This is a genomic window from Paracoccus aestuarii (genome assembly GCF_028553885.1).
Lineage (GTDB): Bacteria > Pseudomonadota > Alphaproteobacteria > Rhodobacterales > Rhodobacteraceae > Paracoccus > Paracoccus aestuarii.
The window spans coordinates 155227-169196 of record NZ_CP067171.1; the positions used below are offsets into that span (position 1 = coordinate 155227).

Here is a 13970-nt window from a genome sequence, read left to right on the forward strand (position 1 = left end):
TTAGGCCTTGCGGCGGGGGCCTGCCCCGCCTAGCCTGACGATCCGCGGAGGGGCATCAGACCCGGTGGTTTGGCCGGACTTCAAATCCGGTTGGGGCAGCGAGCCTGTCCCGGGTGGGTTCGACTCCCATTCCCTTCCGCCATCAGCATTCGGCAACGGGTTCCGGCATCCCAGCCAGATCCAGCCCCCGCGCGGTCGGCGGCTGCCATGTGGGCGAGCTGGCGATCGCGCCCTGAATGTTCGTGCCCTGATGCGATCCGCCCGTGCCGCCCGTCCAGCCGGTCGAGGCGGAATTTTCGGCCGCGGTCGCGTCCTCCTCCGGGTCGGGCTGGGTCGCGGCCTCGGCCTGGGTGGCGGGCGCGGGGCAATCGGGGGCGGCGGCGATCGTCCCGGCCGCCTGCGGGGCGGCGACCGGGGCCGCATCATCGGCGGCGACCTGCGCGATCGCCGATACGGCCATCAGCCCCAGGATCAGGACGCTGGTTTTCAGGGGAAAGGGCATGGTGCGGCCTCGTTCATCAGGATGGGACGGAACGCCGCAGTTGGTGCGGGGTTCCGCCCCCTGCTGCGGGATCAGGCGCTGCGGGCCTGGTCGTCATGCTTGCCCTCGGCGAATTCCTCGATCAGCTTGGCGCAGAAGGCCTTCAGATCGTCGGGCGTGCGGCTGGTGACCAGCCCGGCATCGGTCATCACCTCGCAATCGACCCAAGTGCCGCCCGCATTCTCGATGTCGCGGCGGACCGAAGGATAGGAGGTCACGGTCCGGCCCTTCAGCACATCCGCCTCGACCAGCAGCCACGGGGCGTGGCAGATCGCGCCGACCGGCTTTTTCTGGGCAAAGAAGTCGCGCACGAACGACACCACATCGGCATCCGCACGCAGCGTGTCCGCGCCCACCGTGCCGCCCGGAATGACCAGCCCGTGGAAATCATCGGCCGAAACCGAACCGATGGCCTTGTCGATGGGGTAATCCGATCCGGGGTCCAGATCGCCGTTCACCGTCTTGGCGGTGCCGGTCTCGGTGCTGATGACGGTGACCTCGGCCCCGGCATCGCGCAGGGCCTGGCGCGGTTCGGCGAATTCGGGCTCCTCGGTGCCGCGGGGGGCGACCAGCAGGGCGATGCGTTTTCCATCCAGTTTCATGGCGCTTCCTTTCGGTTGGCCCCCGCCTGCGGGGGTTCGGTGGCGGCAACGCGGCCCCCCGGGGGGACGGTTCCGGCTCCTCAGTCCTTGATGACCTTCAGGACCAGGAAGGTTTGGGCCCCCTTGACCGCGGGCAGGGACAGCAAGTGGTCGTCCAGAAAGCGATTATAGGCCTGCAGGTCGCGGCAGGTCACATGCAGGTGATAATCCGCCGTGCCGGTGATGGCATAGCAGGCGCGCACCTCGGGCGTGGTGCGGGTCATGCGGATGAAGTCGCGCATCAGCGCCTGGTCATGGCGCATCAGGTTCACATGGACGATGGCCTTGAAGCGGTCGCCCAGCACCTCGTCATCCAGATCGACGGTATAGCGGCGGATCGCGCCCGATTCCTCCAAGGCCCGCACCCGCCGCCAGCAGCTGGAGGCCGACAGCCCCACGCGCTCCGCCAAGGTGGCATTGGCGATCCGGCTGTCGCGGCGCAGCTCGGCGAGGATCCGGTCATCGGTCGCATCTGACATGGTTCGTCCGTTTTTCGGCACAGTTCCGGTCAGATTATTCGCAATGCGCCGCCCATGCCAGCGATCCGGTCAAATTTCCCACCCGTCTTGCGCCATCATTCCCCGAAGCAGGAGGACCCCATGACCCAGCATCAGCCCGGCTTCGACACCTATCGCCTGGACGACCGCTATGACCGCCTGACCGGCCGGGTCTTTCTGACCGGCACGCAGGCGCTGGTGCGGATCATGCTGGATCAGGCGCGGCGCGACCGGGCGCGGGGCTGGACCACGGCGGGGCTGGTCTCGGGCTATCGCGGATCGCCGCTCGGCGGCCTGGATCTCGAGATGTGGCGCCAGAAGGCCCGCGTGGCCGAGGCGGGGGTCGAATTCCTGCCCGCCGTCAACGAGGATCTGGGCGCGACCGCGATCCTGGGCGCGCAGCAGGCCGTGCTGGATCCCGGCTGCCAGGTCGAGGGCGTGTTCTCGATGTGGTATGGCAAGGGGCCGGGGGTGGACCGGTCGGGCGATGCGCTGAAGCATGGCAATGCCTATGGATCCTCGGCCAAGGGGGGCGTGCTGGTCGTGGCGGGGGACGATCATGGCTGCGTGTCCTCGTCCATGCCGCATCAGTCGGACGTGGCCTTCATGTCCTGGTTCATGCCGGTCCTGAACCCGGCATCGGTTGCAGAATACCTGTCCTTCGGCGAATACGGCATCGCGCTGTCGCGGTTTTCCGGCACCTGGGTCGGGTTCAAGGCGATCTCCGAGACGGTCGAATCCGGCCAATCGGTGGAGCTGCCCGAGGATCGCGCCTTCGTGCAGCCCGATTTCACCGGCCCGCAGGGCGGCATCCATGTGCGTCTGTCGGACCTGCCCAGCCCCGAGATCGAGACCCGGATCACCCACAAGCTGCGCGCCGTCGAGGCCTTCGTCGAGGCGAACCCCATCGACTGCCGGATCTATGACATTCCCGATGCGCGCTTCGGCATCGTGACCACCGGCAAGGGCCATCTGGACACGCTGGAGGCGCTGCGCCTGCTGGGTCTGGACGAGGCCGCCTGCCGCCGGCTCGGGATCGACATCTACAAGGTCGGCATGGTCTGGCCCTTGGCGCGCCGCGACGCGCTGGCCTTCGTCACCGGCAAGGACGAGGTGCTGGTGATCGAGGAGAAACGCGGCATCATCGAAAGCCAGTTCAAGGAATATTTCTACGACTGGCCCGGCGCCAAGCCCCGCAAGATGGTGGGCAAGCACCGATCCGCGGGCGACCCGCTGCTGCCATGGACGGGCGAGCTCGGCCCGCTGATGCTGGTCCCCGTGCTGGCCGAACGCCTGTCGCGTTTCTTCTCCGACGAGGGGCTGGCCGACCGCGCCCGCGCCCTGACCGAGACGCCCGCCCCGGTCCTGTCGGTGCCGGGCGCAACCCGCACGCCCTATTTCTGTTCGGGATGCCCGCATAACACCTCGACCAAGCTGCCCGAGGGCAGCCAGGCGGCCAGCGGCATCGGCTGTCATGTCATGGCCGGCTGGATGGACCGCCAGACCTTGGGCTATGCCCAGATGGGCGGCGAGGGCGTGCCCATCGCCGTGGCGCAGCGCTGGAACGGCGGGCGGCACATGTTCCAGAACCTGGGCGAGGGGACCTGGTATCATTCCGGCTCGCTGGCGATCCGGCAGGCCATCGCGGCGGGCGCGAACATCACCTACAAGATCCTCTATAACGACGCGGTGGCGATGACCGGCGGCCAGCCGGTGGACGGCCCGGTCAGCGTGCAGGCCATCGCGCAAAGCTGCCGGGCCGAGGGCGTGACCCGCATCGCCCTGGTCAGCGACAATCCCGGCGCCTTCGATCTGCGTGATTTCCCGCACGGCACCACGCTGGACCATCGCGACCGGCTGGACGCCATCCAGCGCGAGCTGCGCGAGATCCGGGGCGTCACCGTGCTGATCTATGAACAGACCTGCGCGACCGAAAAGCGCCGCCGCCGCAAGCGCGGCAAGGCCGATGATCCCGCGCGTTTCGTGATGATCAACGAGGCGGTCTGCGAGGGTTGCGGCGATTGCTCCATCGCCTCGAACTGCCTGTCGGTGGAGCCGGTCGAGACGCCCCTGGGCCGCAAGCGGCGCATCAACCTGTCATCCTGCAACAAGGATTTCAGCTGTCTGGACGGGTTCTGCCCCAGCTTCGTCACCATCGAGGGCGGGCGGCGCCGCAAGCCCGGCCCTGCCGCGCTGGACATGGGCGCGCTGCGCGCGGGCCTGCCGCAGCCCGCGATCCCGGCGCTGGACCGGCCCTTCGATCTGCTGGTGGCGGGCGTGGGCGGCACGGGCGTCGTGACGGTGGGCGCGCTGATCACCATGGCCGCCCATCTGGAGGGGCGGGGCGCCAGCGTGCTGGACTTCACCGGCTTCGCGCAGAAATTCGGCACGGTGCTGGGTTATGTCCGGCTGGCCCCGCGCCCGGACGACATCCATCAGGTGCGGATCGAGCGCGGCCATGCCGATGCGGTGATCGGCTGCGATGCGGTGGTCTGTTCGTCGCCCAAGGCCTCGGTCCATTACCGCGCCGGCACGCGGGTGGTGCTGAACCGCGCGCCGATGCCCACGGGCGATCTGGTCCTGAACCGCGATGCCGATCTGCGCATCCCCGAGCGCGAGGACCTGATCGCCCGCACCGTCGGCCCCGAAAACGTCACCGCCCGGGATTTCAACGCCGCCTCCGAGCGGCTGATGGGGGATGCGGTCTTTGCCAATATCATGGCGCTCGGCGCGGCATGGCAGCAGGGGCTGGTCCCGGTCAGCGAGGTCGCGCTGAAACAGGCGATCCTGCTGAACGGCGTGGCGGTGGAGAAAAATTCCATGGCCTTCGATCTGGGCCGGGTGCTGGCCGCCGATCCCCAGGCCCTGGCCCCCGCCCCCATCCCCGCCGCGCCCGATGACACGGATGCGGTCATCGCCCATCGCGCGGGGCTGCTGCAGGCCTATCAGGACGCCGCCTATGCCGCGCGCTATCGCGACCGGCTGGCGGCGCTGCGCCGCGCCCTGCCTGCGGACAGCGATGCGGTGATGCGGCCTGCGGCGGAACAGCTTTACCGGATGATGGCCTTCAAGGACGAATACGAGGTCGCGCGGCTGCATGCCGACCCCGCCTTCGCCGCCCGCATCGCGGCCGAATTCGAGGGCGACTACACCATCCGCCACCACCTGGCGCCGCCGATGCTGCCGCGCGGGACGGATGGGCGGGGGCGGCCGCGCAAGACCGCCTTCGGGCCGTGGATGCGGCCCGTGCTGGCGGGGCTGGCGCGGCTGCGGGGGCTGCGGGGGCTGGGCCGATCCCTTTGCCCGCACTGCCGACCGGCGGCTGGATGCCGCGCTGCTGGCATGGTTCGAGGGGGTGATGGACCGCATCGCCCGCGACCATGACCGCATCGGCCCGGATCGCGCCGTCCGCGCCTTGGCCGCGGTGGGCCAGATCCGCGGCTATGGCCCCGTGCGCCATGCCGCCGCCGACCGCATCCGCGCCGAGGTCGAGGCGCTCCTGGCCTGACGGGCGCTTGCCGCCGGGCGGGCGCGCTGGCATCAAGGGCCAGTTCCGCCCGAGAGGTCAAATGCACGCGAACCCCGCCGACCTGGCCCGACAGCTGGAGGTCTCGGCCCCCGGCTTCATCATCACGCTTTACGGCGACGTGGTGCTGCCGCGGGGCGGCGTCCTGGCCATGGCCAGCCTGATCGACTGCTGCGCCATGGCGGGTTTCGGGGAAAACCAGGTCCGCACGGCGGTGTCGCGGCTGGTCGGCGCGGGGCGGCTGGCGGGCGAACGGCGCGGGCGGCGCAGCTTCTATCGGCTGACCGATGCGGCGCGGGACGAATTCCAGCATGCGGCGGCGCTGATCTATCGCCCCGACGCGCGCCCATCGGGCTGGTGGCTGCTGCGGCTGGATCAGGACCCGACCGAGGACCAGCGCCGCGCCCATCACTTGGCGCCGGTGGGGGGCGGCTGCTGGCTGGCACCTGATGGCGGGTCCTTTCCCGCGGGCGCGATGCCCGTCATGCGCGCACCCGCCGATGATCCGGGCCTGGTGCCGGGCATCGCGGGTTTCTGGGATCTGGAGGGGGTGGCGGTGCGCTACGCCCGCCTGCTGCGCGTCTTCTCGGATCTGCCGCAGGGGCCGCAGCCCTTGGCGGAACGGCTGCTGCTGGTCCATGGCTGGCGGGCGGCGCGGCTGCGCGACCCGCTGCTGCCCGATGCGCTGCTGCCCGCCGATTGGGCGGGGCGGCGGGCGCAGGACCTGTTCCGCGACCGCTATCTGCGCCTCTGCCCCGGGGCCGAGGCGCAGATCGCGTCACTGGATGGCGGCGACGGCCCCCTGCCCGCGCAAAGCGCCGACAGCCGGTCTCGCCAGGCCGCTTTGTCCTAGGACTTGCGCTGTTCGCGGCGATGGGGTTCGTCGCCCGCGACATTCGGGGGGGAATGACCCTCCTCCTGGCCGCGATCGGTGGGCTTGCCGTAATCCGGGGTGCCTTGGGCGGGCGCGTCGTCGGACGTGCCGCCCTCGGCCTTCACCTCGGCCTCGGCGCGGGCCCAGTGATCGGACTCGCGCCCCTCGGGGCAGCCCTCGCTTTCCCAGATCTTGTGCGCGCGGGCGCGGATCATCTCGTCCTGGTCGTTCGTCATCATATCCTCCTGTGATGTGACGGTGGATCAATCGGCCAGCGTCAGGGCCACGACGCTCTGCCAGCCCAAGGGCAGCACCCCGGAGACCGGTTCGTCGCAGGCCACGCTGTCGCGGGCGGTGTCGATGCGCAGGCGCCAGTTCCCCGGCGGCAGCGCGAATTCGCCGTCATCGCCGGCATTGGCGATGATCAAGCTGGCCGGGCCGAAGGCCGGCTGCAGGCGCATCCCGGTCAGGCGCAGATCGGCGTCGGACCAGTCGGCATCGCCCATGTGATCGCCACGGGGATGCAGCCATTCGACGGCTGGCCCGCCCTCCTTGCCCGAAAAGCGGGTATGGGCCAGCCCGCTGTCCTTGCGGAAGGCCGACAGGGCGGCCACGGCCTCCATCAGCTCGGGGCGGGCGGCGTCCCAGTCCAGCCAGCTGATCGGGTTGTCCTGACAATAGGCGTTGTTGTTGCCGTCCTGGCTGTTGCCCATCTCGTCCCCGGCCAGGATCATCGGCACGCCCTGCGACAGCAGCACCGTGGCCAGCATGGCGCGGGCGCGGCGGATGCGGGCGGCCTCGATGCCCGGATCGTCGCTCGGGCCTTCGGCGCCCAGATTGTCGGACAGGTTGTGGTCATGCCCGTCGCGGCCATCCTCGCCATTGGCGTCGTTGTGTTTCTCGACATAGCTGACCGTGTCCCACAGCGTATAGCCGTCATGGGCCGCCACGAAATTGACCGAGCTGGTCGCCGGGCGGTGGCTGTGGTCGAACTGGACGGGCGAGCCGGAAAACCGCTCGCAGACGGCGCCCAGCATGCCCGGATCGCGGCGCCAGAAGGCGCGGGTGTCATCGCGGAACTTGTCGTTCCATTCGCGGAAGGGCCAGCGATAGCCGCCAACCTGGTATCCGCCCTCGCCGATATCCCAAGGCTCGGCGATCAGCTTCACGCCGGACAGGACCGGATCCTGGCGGATCGCGTTGAAGAAGGCGCCGTCGCGCTCGAACCCGCTGGCCTCGCGGCCCAAGGTCGATGCCAGGTCGAAGCGGAACCCGTCCACATGCATCACCTGCACCCAGTAGCGCAGCGAATCCATGACCATCCGCAGCACCATCGGATGCGCCACGTTCAGCGTGTTGCCCGTGCCGGTCGTGTCGAAGCTGTGGCGCCTGTCATCGGCCAGCAGGTAATAGCTGGCATTGTCGATGCCGCGGAAGGACAGGGTCTGGCCCAGCTCGGAGCCTTCGCAGGTGTGGTTGTAGACCACGTCCAGGATCACCTCGATCCCGGCCTTGTGAAAGGCGCGGATCGCCTCCTTGACCTCGCGGATCTGGCCGGTCTTCAGATAGGGCGCATGGGGCGCAAAGAAGGACAGCGTGGAATAGCCCCAGTAGTTCGACAGATCCTTTTCCACCAGATAGCGGTCATTGGCGAAGGCATGGATGGGCAGCAGCTCCAGCGTGGTGACGCCCATGCGCTGCAGGTGGTCGATCAGCGCGGGCTGGGCCAGGCCCTTGAAGCTGCCACGCAGCTCCTCGGGGACGTCCTTCATCTGCATGGTCAGGCCCTTGACATGGCCTTCATAGATGACGGTCTGCGGCCAGGGGGTGCGCAGGGCGCGGTCGCTGTCCCAATCGAAATTGGCATCGACCACCACCGCCTTGGGCATGAAGGGCGCGCTGTCGCGGTCGTCAAAGCTCAGGTCGTCCTCGCCGATCGTGTAGCCGTGCAGCGCGTCGTCCCAGATGATCTGGCCCCGCAGCTCGCGCGCATAGGGGTCCAGAAGCAACTTGTTGGGGTTGAAGCGATGGCCCTCCTCGGGGGAATAGGGCCCGTGGACGCGGTACCCATAGACCTGGCCAGGGCGAATGCCGGGCAGATATCCGAACCAGATGCCGCCCTCCATCTCGGGCAGGGGCAAGCGGTGCAGTTCGGTCTGGCCGTCCTCGCTGAACAGGCACAGCTCGACCGCCGTGGCATGGTCCGAGAACAGCGCGAAATTCGTGCCGTCGCTCAGGTATTCTGCCCCCAGGATGTCGGAACGCGCTTGGCTCGCGTCGAAGATGGGGGGGGCGGATTGGTCACGCATGAAGGCCTCGGCGGGGGATGGAGGGAGGGGTGACGGACCGGCGGATGCCCGCATAGGCGGCGCGGCGGTCCAGCATGGCTTGGGTGATCAGCACGGTGCCGCCGGGGGTGCGGGTGAACCAGCGGGCATCCTCGGCCGCGTCGTCGCCGGTGACCAGGCCCGGCGGGACCTGCGCGCCGGGGGCGACCAGCGTGGCGGTCAGCCGCGCGGAATGGGGCACGACGGCGCCGGGCATGGCGACGCTGCCGCGGCCCAGATACCAGTCGGATGCCGGGCAGGCGAAGGGCAGGCGCGCGGGTTCGGCATTCACGAAATCCAGCTGCGCCAAGCGCAACGCGTCCAGCGTGCCGACATCGCGCCAATAGGCCTGGCCGGACGGCCCGGCGGGCAGGGTCCAGGCAAAGGCCTCGGCCCGGTCGACGGCATGGGGGATGATGTCATGGCCGAAATCCAGCGCCGGATGGGTGCCCTCGAACAGCGCCAGCCGCAGCCAGTCGCGGCGGAAGACATAGATCCCCATCGAGGCCAGCGCCATGTCGGGCCGCCCGACCATCGCGGCGGGCCGTTCGGGCTTTTCCGCGAAGGACTGGATCAGCCCCGCGCCGTCGGCCTGCATGACGCCGAAGGCGCGCGCCTCGGCCAGGGGGACGGGGTTCACGGCCACGGTCACCGCCGCGCCCGATGCCCGATGCGCCGCCAGCAGGGCGCCGTAATCCATGTCATAGACGTGATCGGCGGACAGGATCATCACGAGATCCTCCGGGCCCTCGGTCAGCAGGTCCCAGCATTTGCGGGCCGCATCGGCGGTGCCGTGGTAATCGCCCTGCCCGTCGCGCAGGACCAGCCCGCCCTTGTCGAAGCAATGGCCCCACCGGGTCCGCAAATGGTGATGCAGGCTGCGCGGCGCGTATTGGGTGGCCACGACCAGCCGCCGCAGGCCCGACCGGGCAGCATTGGCCATGGCGAAATCGACGATCCGGTTCGACCCGGCAAAGGGCACGGCGGGCTTGCTGTCGACGGCGGTCAGCTGCTGCAGGCGCGTCCCCTGCCCGCCGGCCAGCAGCAGGCAGGCCACGTCCGACAGAGGCGGCGTCTCGGGGCAGCGGGTGCGGGCGGACAGCAGGCGAAGGGGGCGAAGCACGGACATGGCGGGGATCCTCGGGGCCGGCGCTGACGGTTTGCCCGACCGCGACGCCGGAGGGGGGAACGGCGACGCAGTCGGGCATGGGGCGAACCGTTTCACGCCAGAGTTGTTCCTGTGATCGTCAATTATCAATCCGCGTCCAGCCGGGCCCATGGGCCAGCAGCGCCACATGACAGCCATCCGGCCCGGTCCAGTGCAGGATTGCCGCCGGATCGGGCCGCGCTGCCGCCCCTTGCGGCAGTTGCAGATGCGCGGTCAGGCGACGCTCGCCCTCGTGCCGGGTCAGGGTCAGGCCGCCCGCATCGATGGTCAGATCGACCTCGGCCCGGGCCAGCCAGTCGCGGTGATCGGCCCGCAGGCGCAGCAGCGCGCGGGTCCAGCGATGCTTGACGGCGGATGGGTCATCGCCGGTCGCGGGGGCGGTCAGGGCGCGCCACGCGACGGGGCGGCGGTTGTCGGGATCGGTCAGGGCCAGGAACCGCGCTTCGGTCCCCTGATAGATGTCGGGAAAGCCCGGCATCAGCATCTTGCAGACCAGCTGCGCCAGCATCAGCGCATCGCCGCGATCCGTCAGCGCCGTCAGCGCGGCGGGCCGGTCGCGGTCCCATTCCGCCAGCAGCGCGCGGCCCAGATCGCCCGCGGCCTGTTCCAGCGCCGCGTCGGGGCGGGTCCAGAAGCTGGTCTGCTTGGCCTCGCGCAGGGCCTTTTCCAGATGCGCGGCGATCCGGTCCCCGGCCTCGGGCGCGCCCTGCAGGGCCAGCGCCGTCTGCAGGACATACCAGCGCCATTGCGGGTCAAGATCCCCGGCCAGACCCCGCGCCTGGTCGTCCAGCTCGGTCAGCGCATCGGGCAGATGGCTGGCGGCGATGATGCGGGCGCGGGCATCCTCGGACCGCTTGCTGTCATGGGACGAGGTCAGCACCATGTCGCCCGGCCTGCGCGCCCGCAGCAGGGCCAGCGCCTCGGCGGCGTCCACGGCGGGATGGTCGGGTTCGGCCCCCACCTCGTTGGCGGCCAGATAGCGGGTCCAGCGAAAGCCCGCCGTATCCTCCTGCGCCTTGGCCAGCAGCGCGCCCGAGACCTGCTGCAGGCGAAAGACGAAATCGCGCTGCGCGGCATTGGCGGGCGCGGCCCAGATGCCGGCCAGCACCCGCACCGCCCGGTCGCAGCGCAGATCGCGCGCGGCGCGGTCGGCCACGGCCGCGATCATCGCGCGGTCCTCACCATCCGCGCCCCGATCGGTGACATAGCTGCGATAGCGCGGGATCGCGGTCAGCAGGGCGGTCACCGCCTCGCGCAGTGTCTCGGGGCCGAAATCGGCATCGGTGACGGGCTGGACCGCGCGTTCGGCCAGCCGCGCCATCTGGCGACGCTCGGCGGCCAGTTCATGGTCCAGAACGTCATGCTTGGCGCGCATCAGGGCCTGGGGGAAATCCTCGGCGATGCCGGTCGTCTGCCGCCAATGGGCATCAAGGCGCGCGATGCCGTCCACCCGGGTCAGCATCCGCGTCAGCAGACAGCCCGCCTCGTAGCCGGTGGTGCCCGCGACGGGCCAAGCGGGGGGCAGCGGCTCGTCCCCGGTCAGGATCTTCTCGACCCAGACCGGGATGCCGGGGACCGCATCGGCCAGCCGCGCCAGATAGCCCGCCGGATCGACCAGCCCGTCGACATGATCCACCCGCAGCCCCTGGACCAGCCCCTGCCGGACCAACGCGGTGATCAGCGCATGGGTGTCGTCGAAGACGCGCGCATCCTCGACCCGCATGCCGATCAGGTCGGTGACGTTGAAGAAACGCCGATGCGTGATCGCGTCGCGTTCCTTGGCGGCGGGAACCAGGCGCCAGTGCTGCGCCTCGTGCAGGGCGCGCAGATCATCGGTTGCGTCCGAGCCTTGGGCCAGCGGGATGGACAGATCGCCCATATGCCACTGCCCGTCGGCCACATGGAAATCGCCTTGACGCAGCATCTGCTCGAAGGGTTGGGGCAGCCATGGCAGGACCAGCGGTCCGGCCTGCCAGTCGATGTCGAAATGCCGCGCATGGGGGCTGGCCCGGCCGCGCGCCAGCACATCGGCCAGCCAGGGATTTTCGACCGAAAACGCGGTATGGTTCGGCACGATGTCCAGGATGATGCCCAGCCCCCGGTCGCGGGCGGCGCGGGCCAAGGCCTCGAACCCCTCGCGGCCCCCCAGGGCGGGGTCGATCCGGGTCGGGTCGGTCACGTCATAGCCATGGGTCGATCCCTGCCGCGCCGCAAAGATCGGCGAGAGATAGAGATGCGAGACCCCAAGCCCCGCGATCGCATCCAGCCGCCCGGCCAGGGTGTCGAAATCCACCCCCTCGCGCAGCTGGACACGGAAGGTGGCGGTCGGAATGCGGGGGATCATGGGCGGGCCTTCACGGTCAGGAGGTAATCGGAACCGGCCTGCCCGACCCGAAGGTCCGGGCGGGGCAGCGGGGCGGGGTCGGGCTGTCCGAAGGCCAGCGAGATCGCCAGCCCGCCTGCCGGAAAGCGCCATTCGGCCCGGATCAGGCCCGGCCCGTCGCGGCTGACCCGCGTCTCGGGGCGGCCCGACCGCAGCAGGGGCACGACAAGGGCGCTGCGAAAGGCCAAGGCGCGGCGGGTCAGGTTCATCCAGGACCGGGCATCGGCATCATCGGCCCAGCCAAGGCGGCTGGCGGCGAATGTGGCGGGGTCCATCGGGTCGGGCCCCGGCCCGTCGCTGGCGGCGATGCCCGCGAATTCGCGGGCCCGGCCGGTGCGGATCGCTTGGGCCAGATCGCCGGAATAATCGGCGAAATACTGGAAGGGCGCGGTCTCGCCCCGTTCCTCGCCCATGAAGACCATGGGGATGAAGGGCGCGACCAGCAGCAGCCCATAGGCCACCCGCACCCCATGCGGATCGGCCAGCGTGATCAGCCGGTCGCCCTGCGCGCGGTTGCCGATCTGGTCATGGGTCTGGATCGCATTGACGAAGCCCGTGGGCGGCAGGTGGCTGCAATCGGCGCCGCGCGGATGGTCGAGGCCCGGGCGCGGCTGGCCCTGTTCGACATGGCCGCGTTCCAGCGCCAAGGCCAGATCGCCCACCGGATCGACCGCGAAGCTGGCGTAATAGCCGTCATCCTCGCCGGTCAGGGCGCAATGAACCGCATGGTGGAAATCGTCGTTCCAGCTGGCGTCATAGCCTGCCTCGCGCAGCGCGGGCAGGTTGCGGTCATCCTCGGTGATCAGGTGGCGGGGCGGGGTCAGCCCGGCCACCTCGCGCGCCAGATCGGTCAGGAAATCCTGCGCGCCGGGGCCGGTGATCTGATGGACCGCGTCCAGGCGCAGCCCGTCGAAGCCCGCATCGCGCAGCCAATGCATCGCGCATTGCGTCCAGAAGCCCCGGACCTCCGGGCGGGAAAAGTCGATGGCCGCGCCCCAAGGCGTCTGGCGCGCCGCATCGAAGAACGGGGGCGCGGCATGATGCAGCCACGCGCCCTCGGGGCCAAAATGGTTCATCACCAGGTCCAGGATGACCATCAGCCCCGCATCATGGGCGCGGGCGATGAAATCGGCCAGATCCTGCGGGCCGCCATAGGCGGGATGCAGCGCGAAGGGCAGCACCCCGTCATAGCCCCAGCCCCGGTCGCCCGGAAACTGGCCGATGGGCATCAGCTGGATCGCGGTGAAGCCCAGTTGGGCCAGCCCCTCCAGCCGCGACGCCGCGGCCTGCAGCGTGCCCTCGGGCGTGAAGCATCCCAGATTCAGTTCATAGATCACCGCCTCGGCCCAGTCCCGGCCGGACCATGCGGGGGGCGTGACGGCGCAGGCGGGGATGGAGGGCGCATCGACGCCCCCGTCCTGCAGCCTGCTGGCCGGGTCGGGCATCACCTGGCCGTCGACATCTAACCGGTAGCAGCTGCCGGGCACCGGCGCGTCCCACCAGCCATCCGCATCGCGGGTCATGGGGTGACGGCCCTCGGACGTGACCAAACGCACATCGCGCGCCTCGGGCGCCCAGAGCGCCGCGCGCCAGCCGTCCCCGTCCCGCCGCGGGCCCCAGATCGCCGTCCCCATCGTCACCCCCTGCGGCCAATTGCACAGATCAATGTGCGGCGCGGCAGGGCGTTCCCAGGGCGCGCAAATATCAGTTGGCGGCGGCGGTCCGCGGGGTGATGCCGATGAAAAGACGGGCACCGTCGGGGGTCACGGCCCAGACCGCCAGGTCCTCGACCTCGACGGTGAGGGGCTGGTCCTCGCAGGCGGCCTCCATGACCACGGCCAGGTTCTGCAGCATTTCGCGCGTGAATGCGGCCGTCATCGCGGCCGCGCCGCCTTGTCGTCCCGGGACGATCTGATGCGTCATGAATACCCTCGAACATCGAACTTTACACAATCTGCATTCTAGCAAGGGCCGGGCCGTCTGGCCAGCAAACAAATGGCAGCGCGCGGGCCG

Annotated in this window: 10 protein-coding genes, 1 tRNA gene and 1 pseudogene; 3 read left to right on the top strand and 9 right to left on the bottom strand. The window is 69.9% G+C overall.

All coding sequences use genetic code 11. The annotated features are described in order from the left end of the window. The first annotated feature begins 46 nt into the window (after positions 1 to 46). A tRNA-Sec gene (locus tag JHW48_RS17815) sits at positions 47 to 142 on the top strand. On the opposite strand, the gene JHW48_RS17820 is transcribed toward JHW48_RS17815, so the two are convergent. The 3 genes from JHW48_RS17820 to JHW48_RS17830 form a co-directional block, all read right to left on the bottom strand. Continuing rightward, positions 143 to 460, bottom strand: a complete 318-nt coding sequence (locus JHW48_RS17820; protein ID WP_419182431.1) for a hypothetical protein — start codon at positions 458 to 460, stop codon at positions 143 to 145. A 113-nt stretch (positions 461 to 573) separates the two neighbouring features. Further along, positions 574 to 1143, bottom strand: coding sequence for a type 1 glutamine amidotransferase domain-containing protein (locus JHW48_RS17825; RefSeq protein WP_119887855.1), 570 nt, complete (start codon positions 1141 to 1143; stop codon positions 574 to 576). An 80-nt stretch (positions 1144 to 1223) separates the two neighbouring features. Further along, positions 1224 to 1661, bottom strand: coding sequence for an Lrp/AsnC family transcriptional regulator (locus JHW48_RS17830; protein WP_119887856.1), 438 nt, complete (start codon positions 1659 to 1661; stop codon positions 1224 to 1226). 120 nt (positions 1662 to 1781) lie between these two features. Here JHW48_RS17830 and JHW48_RS17835 point away from each other — a divergent pair. Next, positions 1782 to 5187, top strand: a pseudogene (locus JHW48_RS17835) (indolepyruvate ferredoxin oxidoreductase family protein). A 61-nt stretch (positions 5188 to 5248) separates the two neighbouring features. Further along, entirely contained in the window at positions 5249 to 6058 is an 810-nt protein-coding gene (locus JHW48_RS17840) for a PaaX family transcriptional regulator C-terminal domain-containing protein (RefSeq protein WP_170152290.1), read from the top strand. Here JHW48_RS17840 and JHW48_RS17845 read toward each other — a convergent pair. From JHW48_RS17845 to JHW48_RS17870, 6 genes are all read right to left on the bottom strand, one after another. After that, a complete protein-coding gene (locus JHW48_RS17845) occupies positions 6055 to 6315 on the bottom strand; it encodes a DUF2934 domain-containing protein (protein WP_205961903.1) in 261 nt (86 codons plus the stop codon). The two genes, JHW48_RS17840 and JHW48_RS17845, sit on opposite strands and share 4 nt — an antisense overlap. Positions 6316 to 6342: 27 nt before the next feature. Then, a complete protein-coding gene (glgX, locus tag JHW48_RS17850) occupies positions 6343 to 8388 on the bottom strand; it encodes a glycogen debranching protein GlgX (RefSeq protein WP_119886247.1) in 2046 nt (681 codons plus the stop codon). Next, positions 8381 to 9535, bottom strand: a complete 1155-nt coding sequence (locus JHW48_RS17855) for a sugar phosphate nucleotidyltransferase (protein WP_119886248.1) — start codon at positions 9533 to 9535, stop codon at positions 8381 to 8383. The genes glgX and JHW48_RS17855 overlap by 8 nt, the downstream gene beginning before the upstream one ends. 118 nt (positions 9536 to 9653) lie before the next feature. Beyond that, positions 9654 to 11918, bottom strand: coding sequence for a malto-oligosyltrehalose synthase (gene treY, locus JHW48_RS17860; RefSeq protein WP_119886249.1), 2265 nt, complete (start codon positions 11916 to 11918; stop codon positions 9654 to 9656). After that, positions 11915 to 13591, bottom strand: coding sequence for a malto-oligosyltrehalose trehalohydrolase (gene treZ / locus JHW48_RS17865; RefSeq protein ID WP_119886250.1), 1677 nt, complete (start codon positions 13589 to 13591; stop codon positions 11915 to 11917). Before treZ ends, treY begins: the two co-directional genes overlap by 4 nt. 70 nt (positions 13592 to 13661) lie before the next feature. Then, entirely contained in the window at positions 13662 to 13835 is a 174-nt protein-coding gene (locus JHW48_RS17870; protein ID WP_170152291.1) for a hypothetical protein, read from the bottom strand. Positions 13836 to 13970 lie beyond the last annotated feature (135 nt).

Excerpts from the sequence above, each read along its gene's own strand:
- JHW48_RS17820 (WP_419182431.1), bottom strand. The coding sequence starts at position 460 with ATGGCCGTATCGGCGATCGCGCAGGTCGCCGCCGATGATGCGGCCCCG.
- JHW48_RS17825 (WP_119887855.1), bottom strand. The coding sequence starts at position 1,143 with ATGAAACTGGATGGAAAACGCATCGCCCTGCTGGTCGCCCCCCGCGGC.
- JHW48_RS17830 (WP_119887856.1), bottom strand. The coding sequence starts at position 1,661 with ATGTCAGATGCGACCGATGACCGGATCCTCGCCGAGCTGCGCCGCGAC.
- JHW48_RS17840 (WP_170152290.1), top strand. The coding sequence starts at position 5,249 with ATGCACGCGAACCCCGCCGACCTGGCCCGACAGCTGGAGGTCTCGGCC.
- JHW48_RS17845 (WP_205961903.1), bottom strand. The coding sequence starts at position 6,315 with ATGACGAACGACCAGGACGAGATGATCCGCGCCCGCGCGCACAAGATC.
- glgX (WP_119886247.1), bottom strand. The coding sequence starts at position 8,388 with ATGCGTGACCAATCCGCCCCCCCCATCTTCGACGCGAGCCAAGCGCGT.
- JHW48_RS17855 (WP_119886248.1), bottom strand. The coding sequence starts at position 9,535 with ATGTCCGTGCTTCGCCCCCTTCGCCTGCTGTCCGCCCGCACCCGCTGC.
- treY (WP_119886249.1), bottom strand. The coding sequence starts at position 11,918 with ATGATCCCCCGCATTCCGACCGCCACCTTCCGTGTCCAGCTGCGCGAG.
- treZ (WP_119886250.1), bottom strand. The coding sequence starts at position 13,591 with ATGGGGACGGCGATCTGGGGCCCGCGGCGGGACGGGGACGGCTGGCGC.
- JHW48_RS17870 (WP_170152291.1), bottom strand. The coding sequence starts at position 13,835 with ATGACGGCCGCATTCACGCGCGAAATGCTGCAGAACCTGGCCGTGGTC.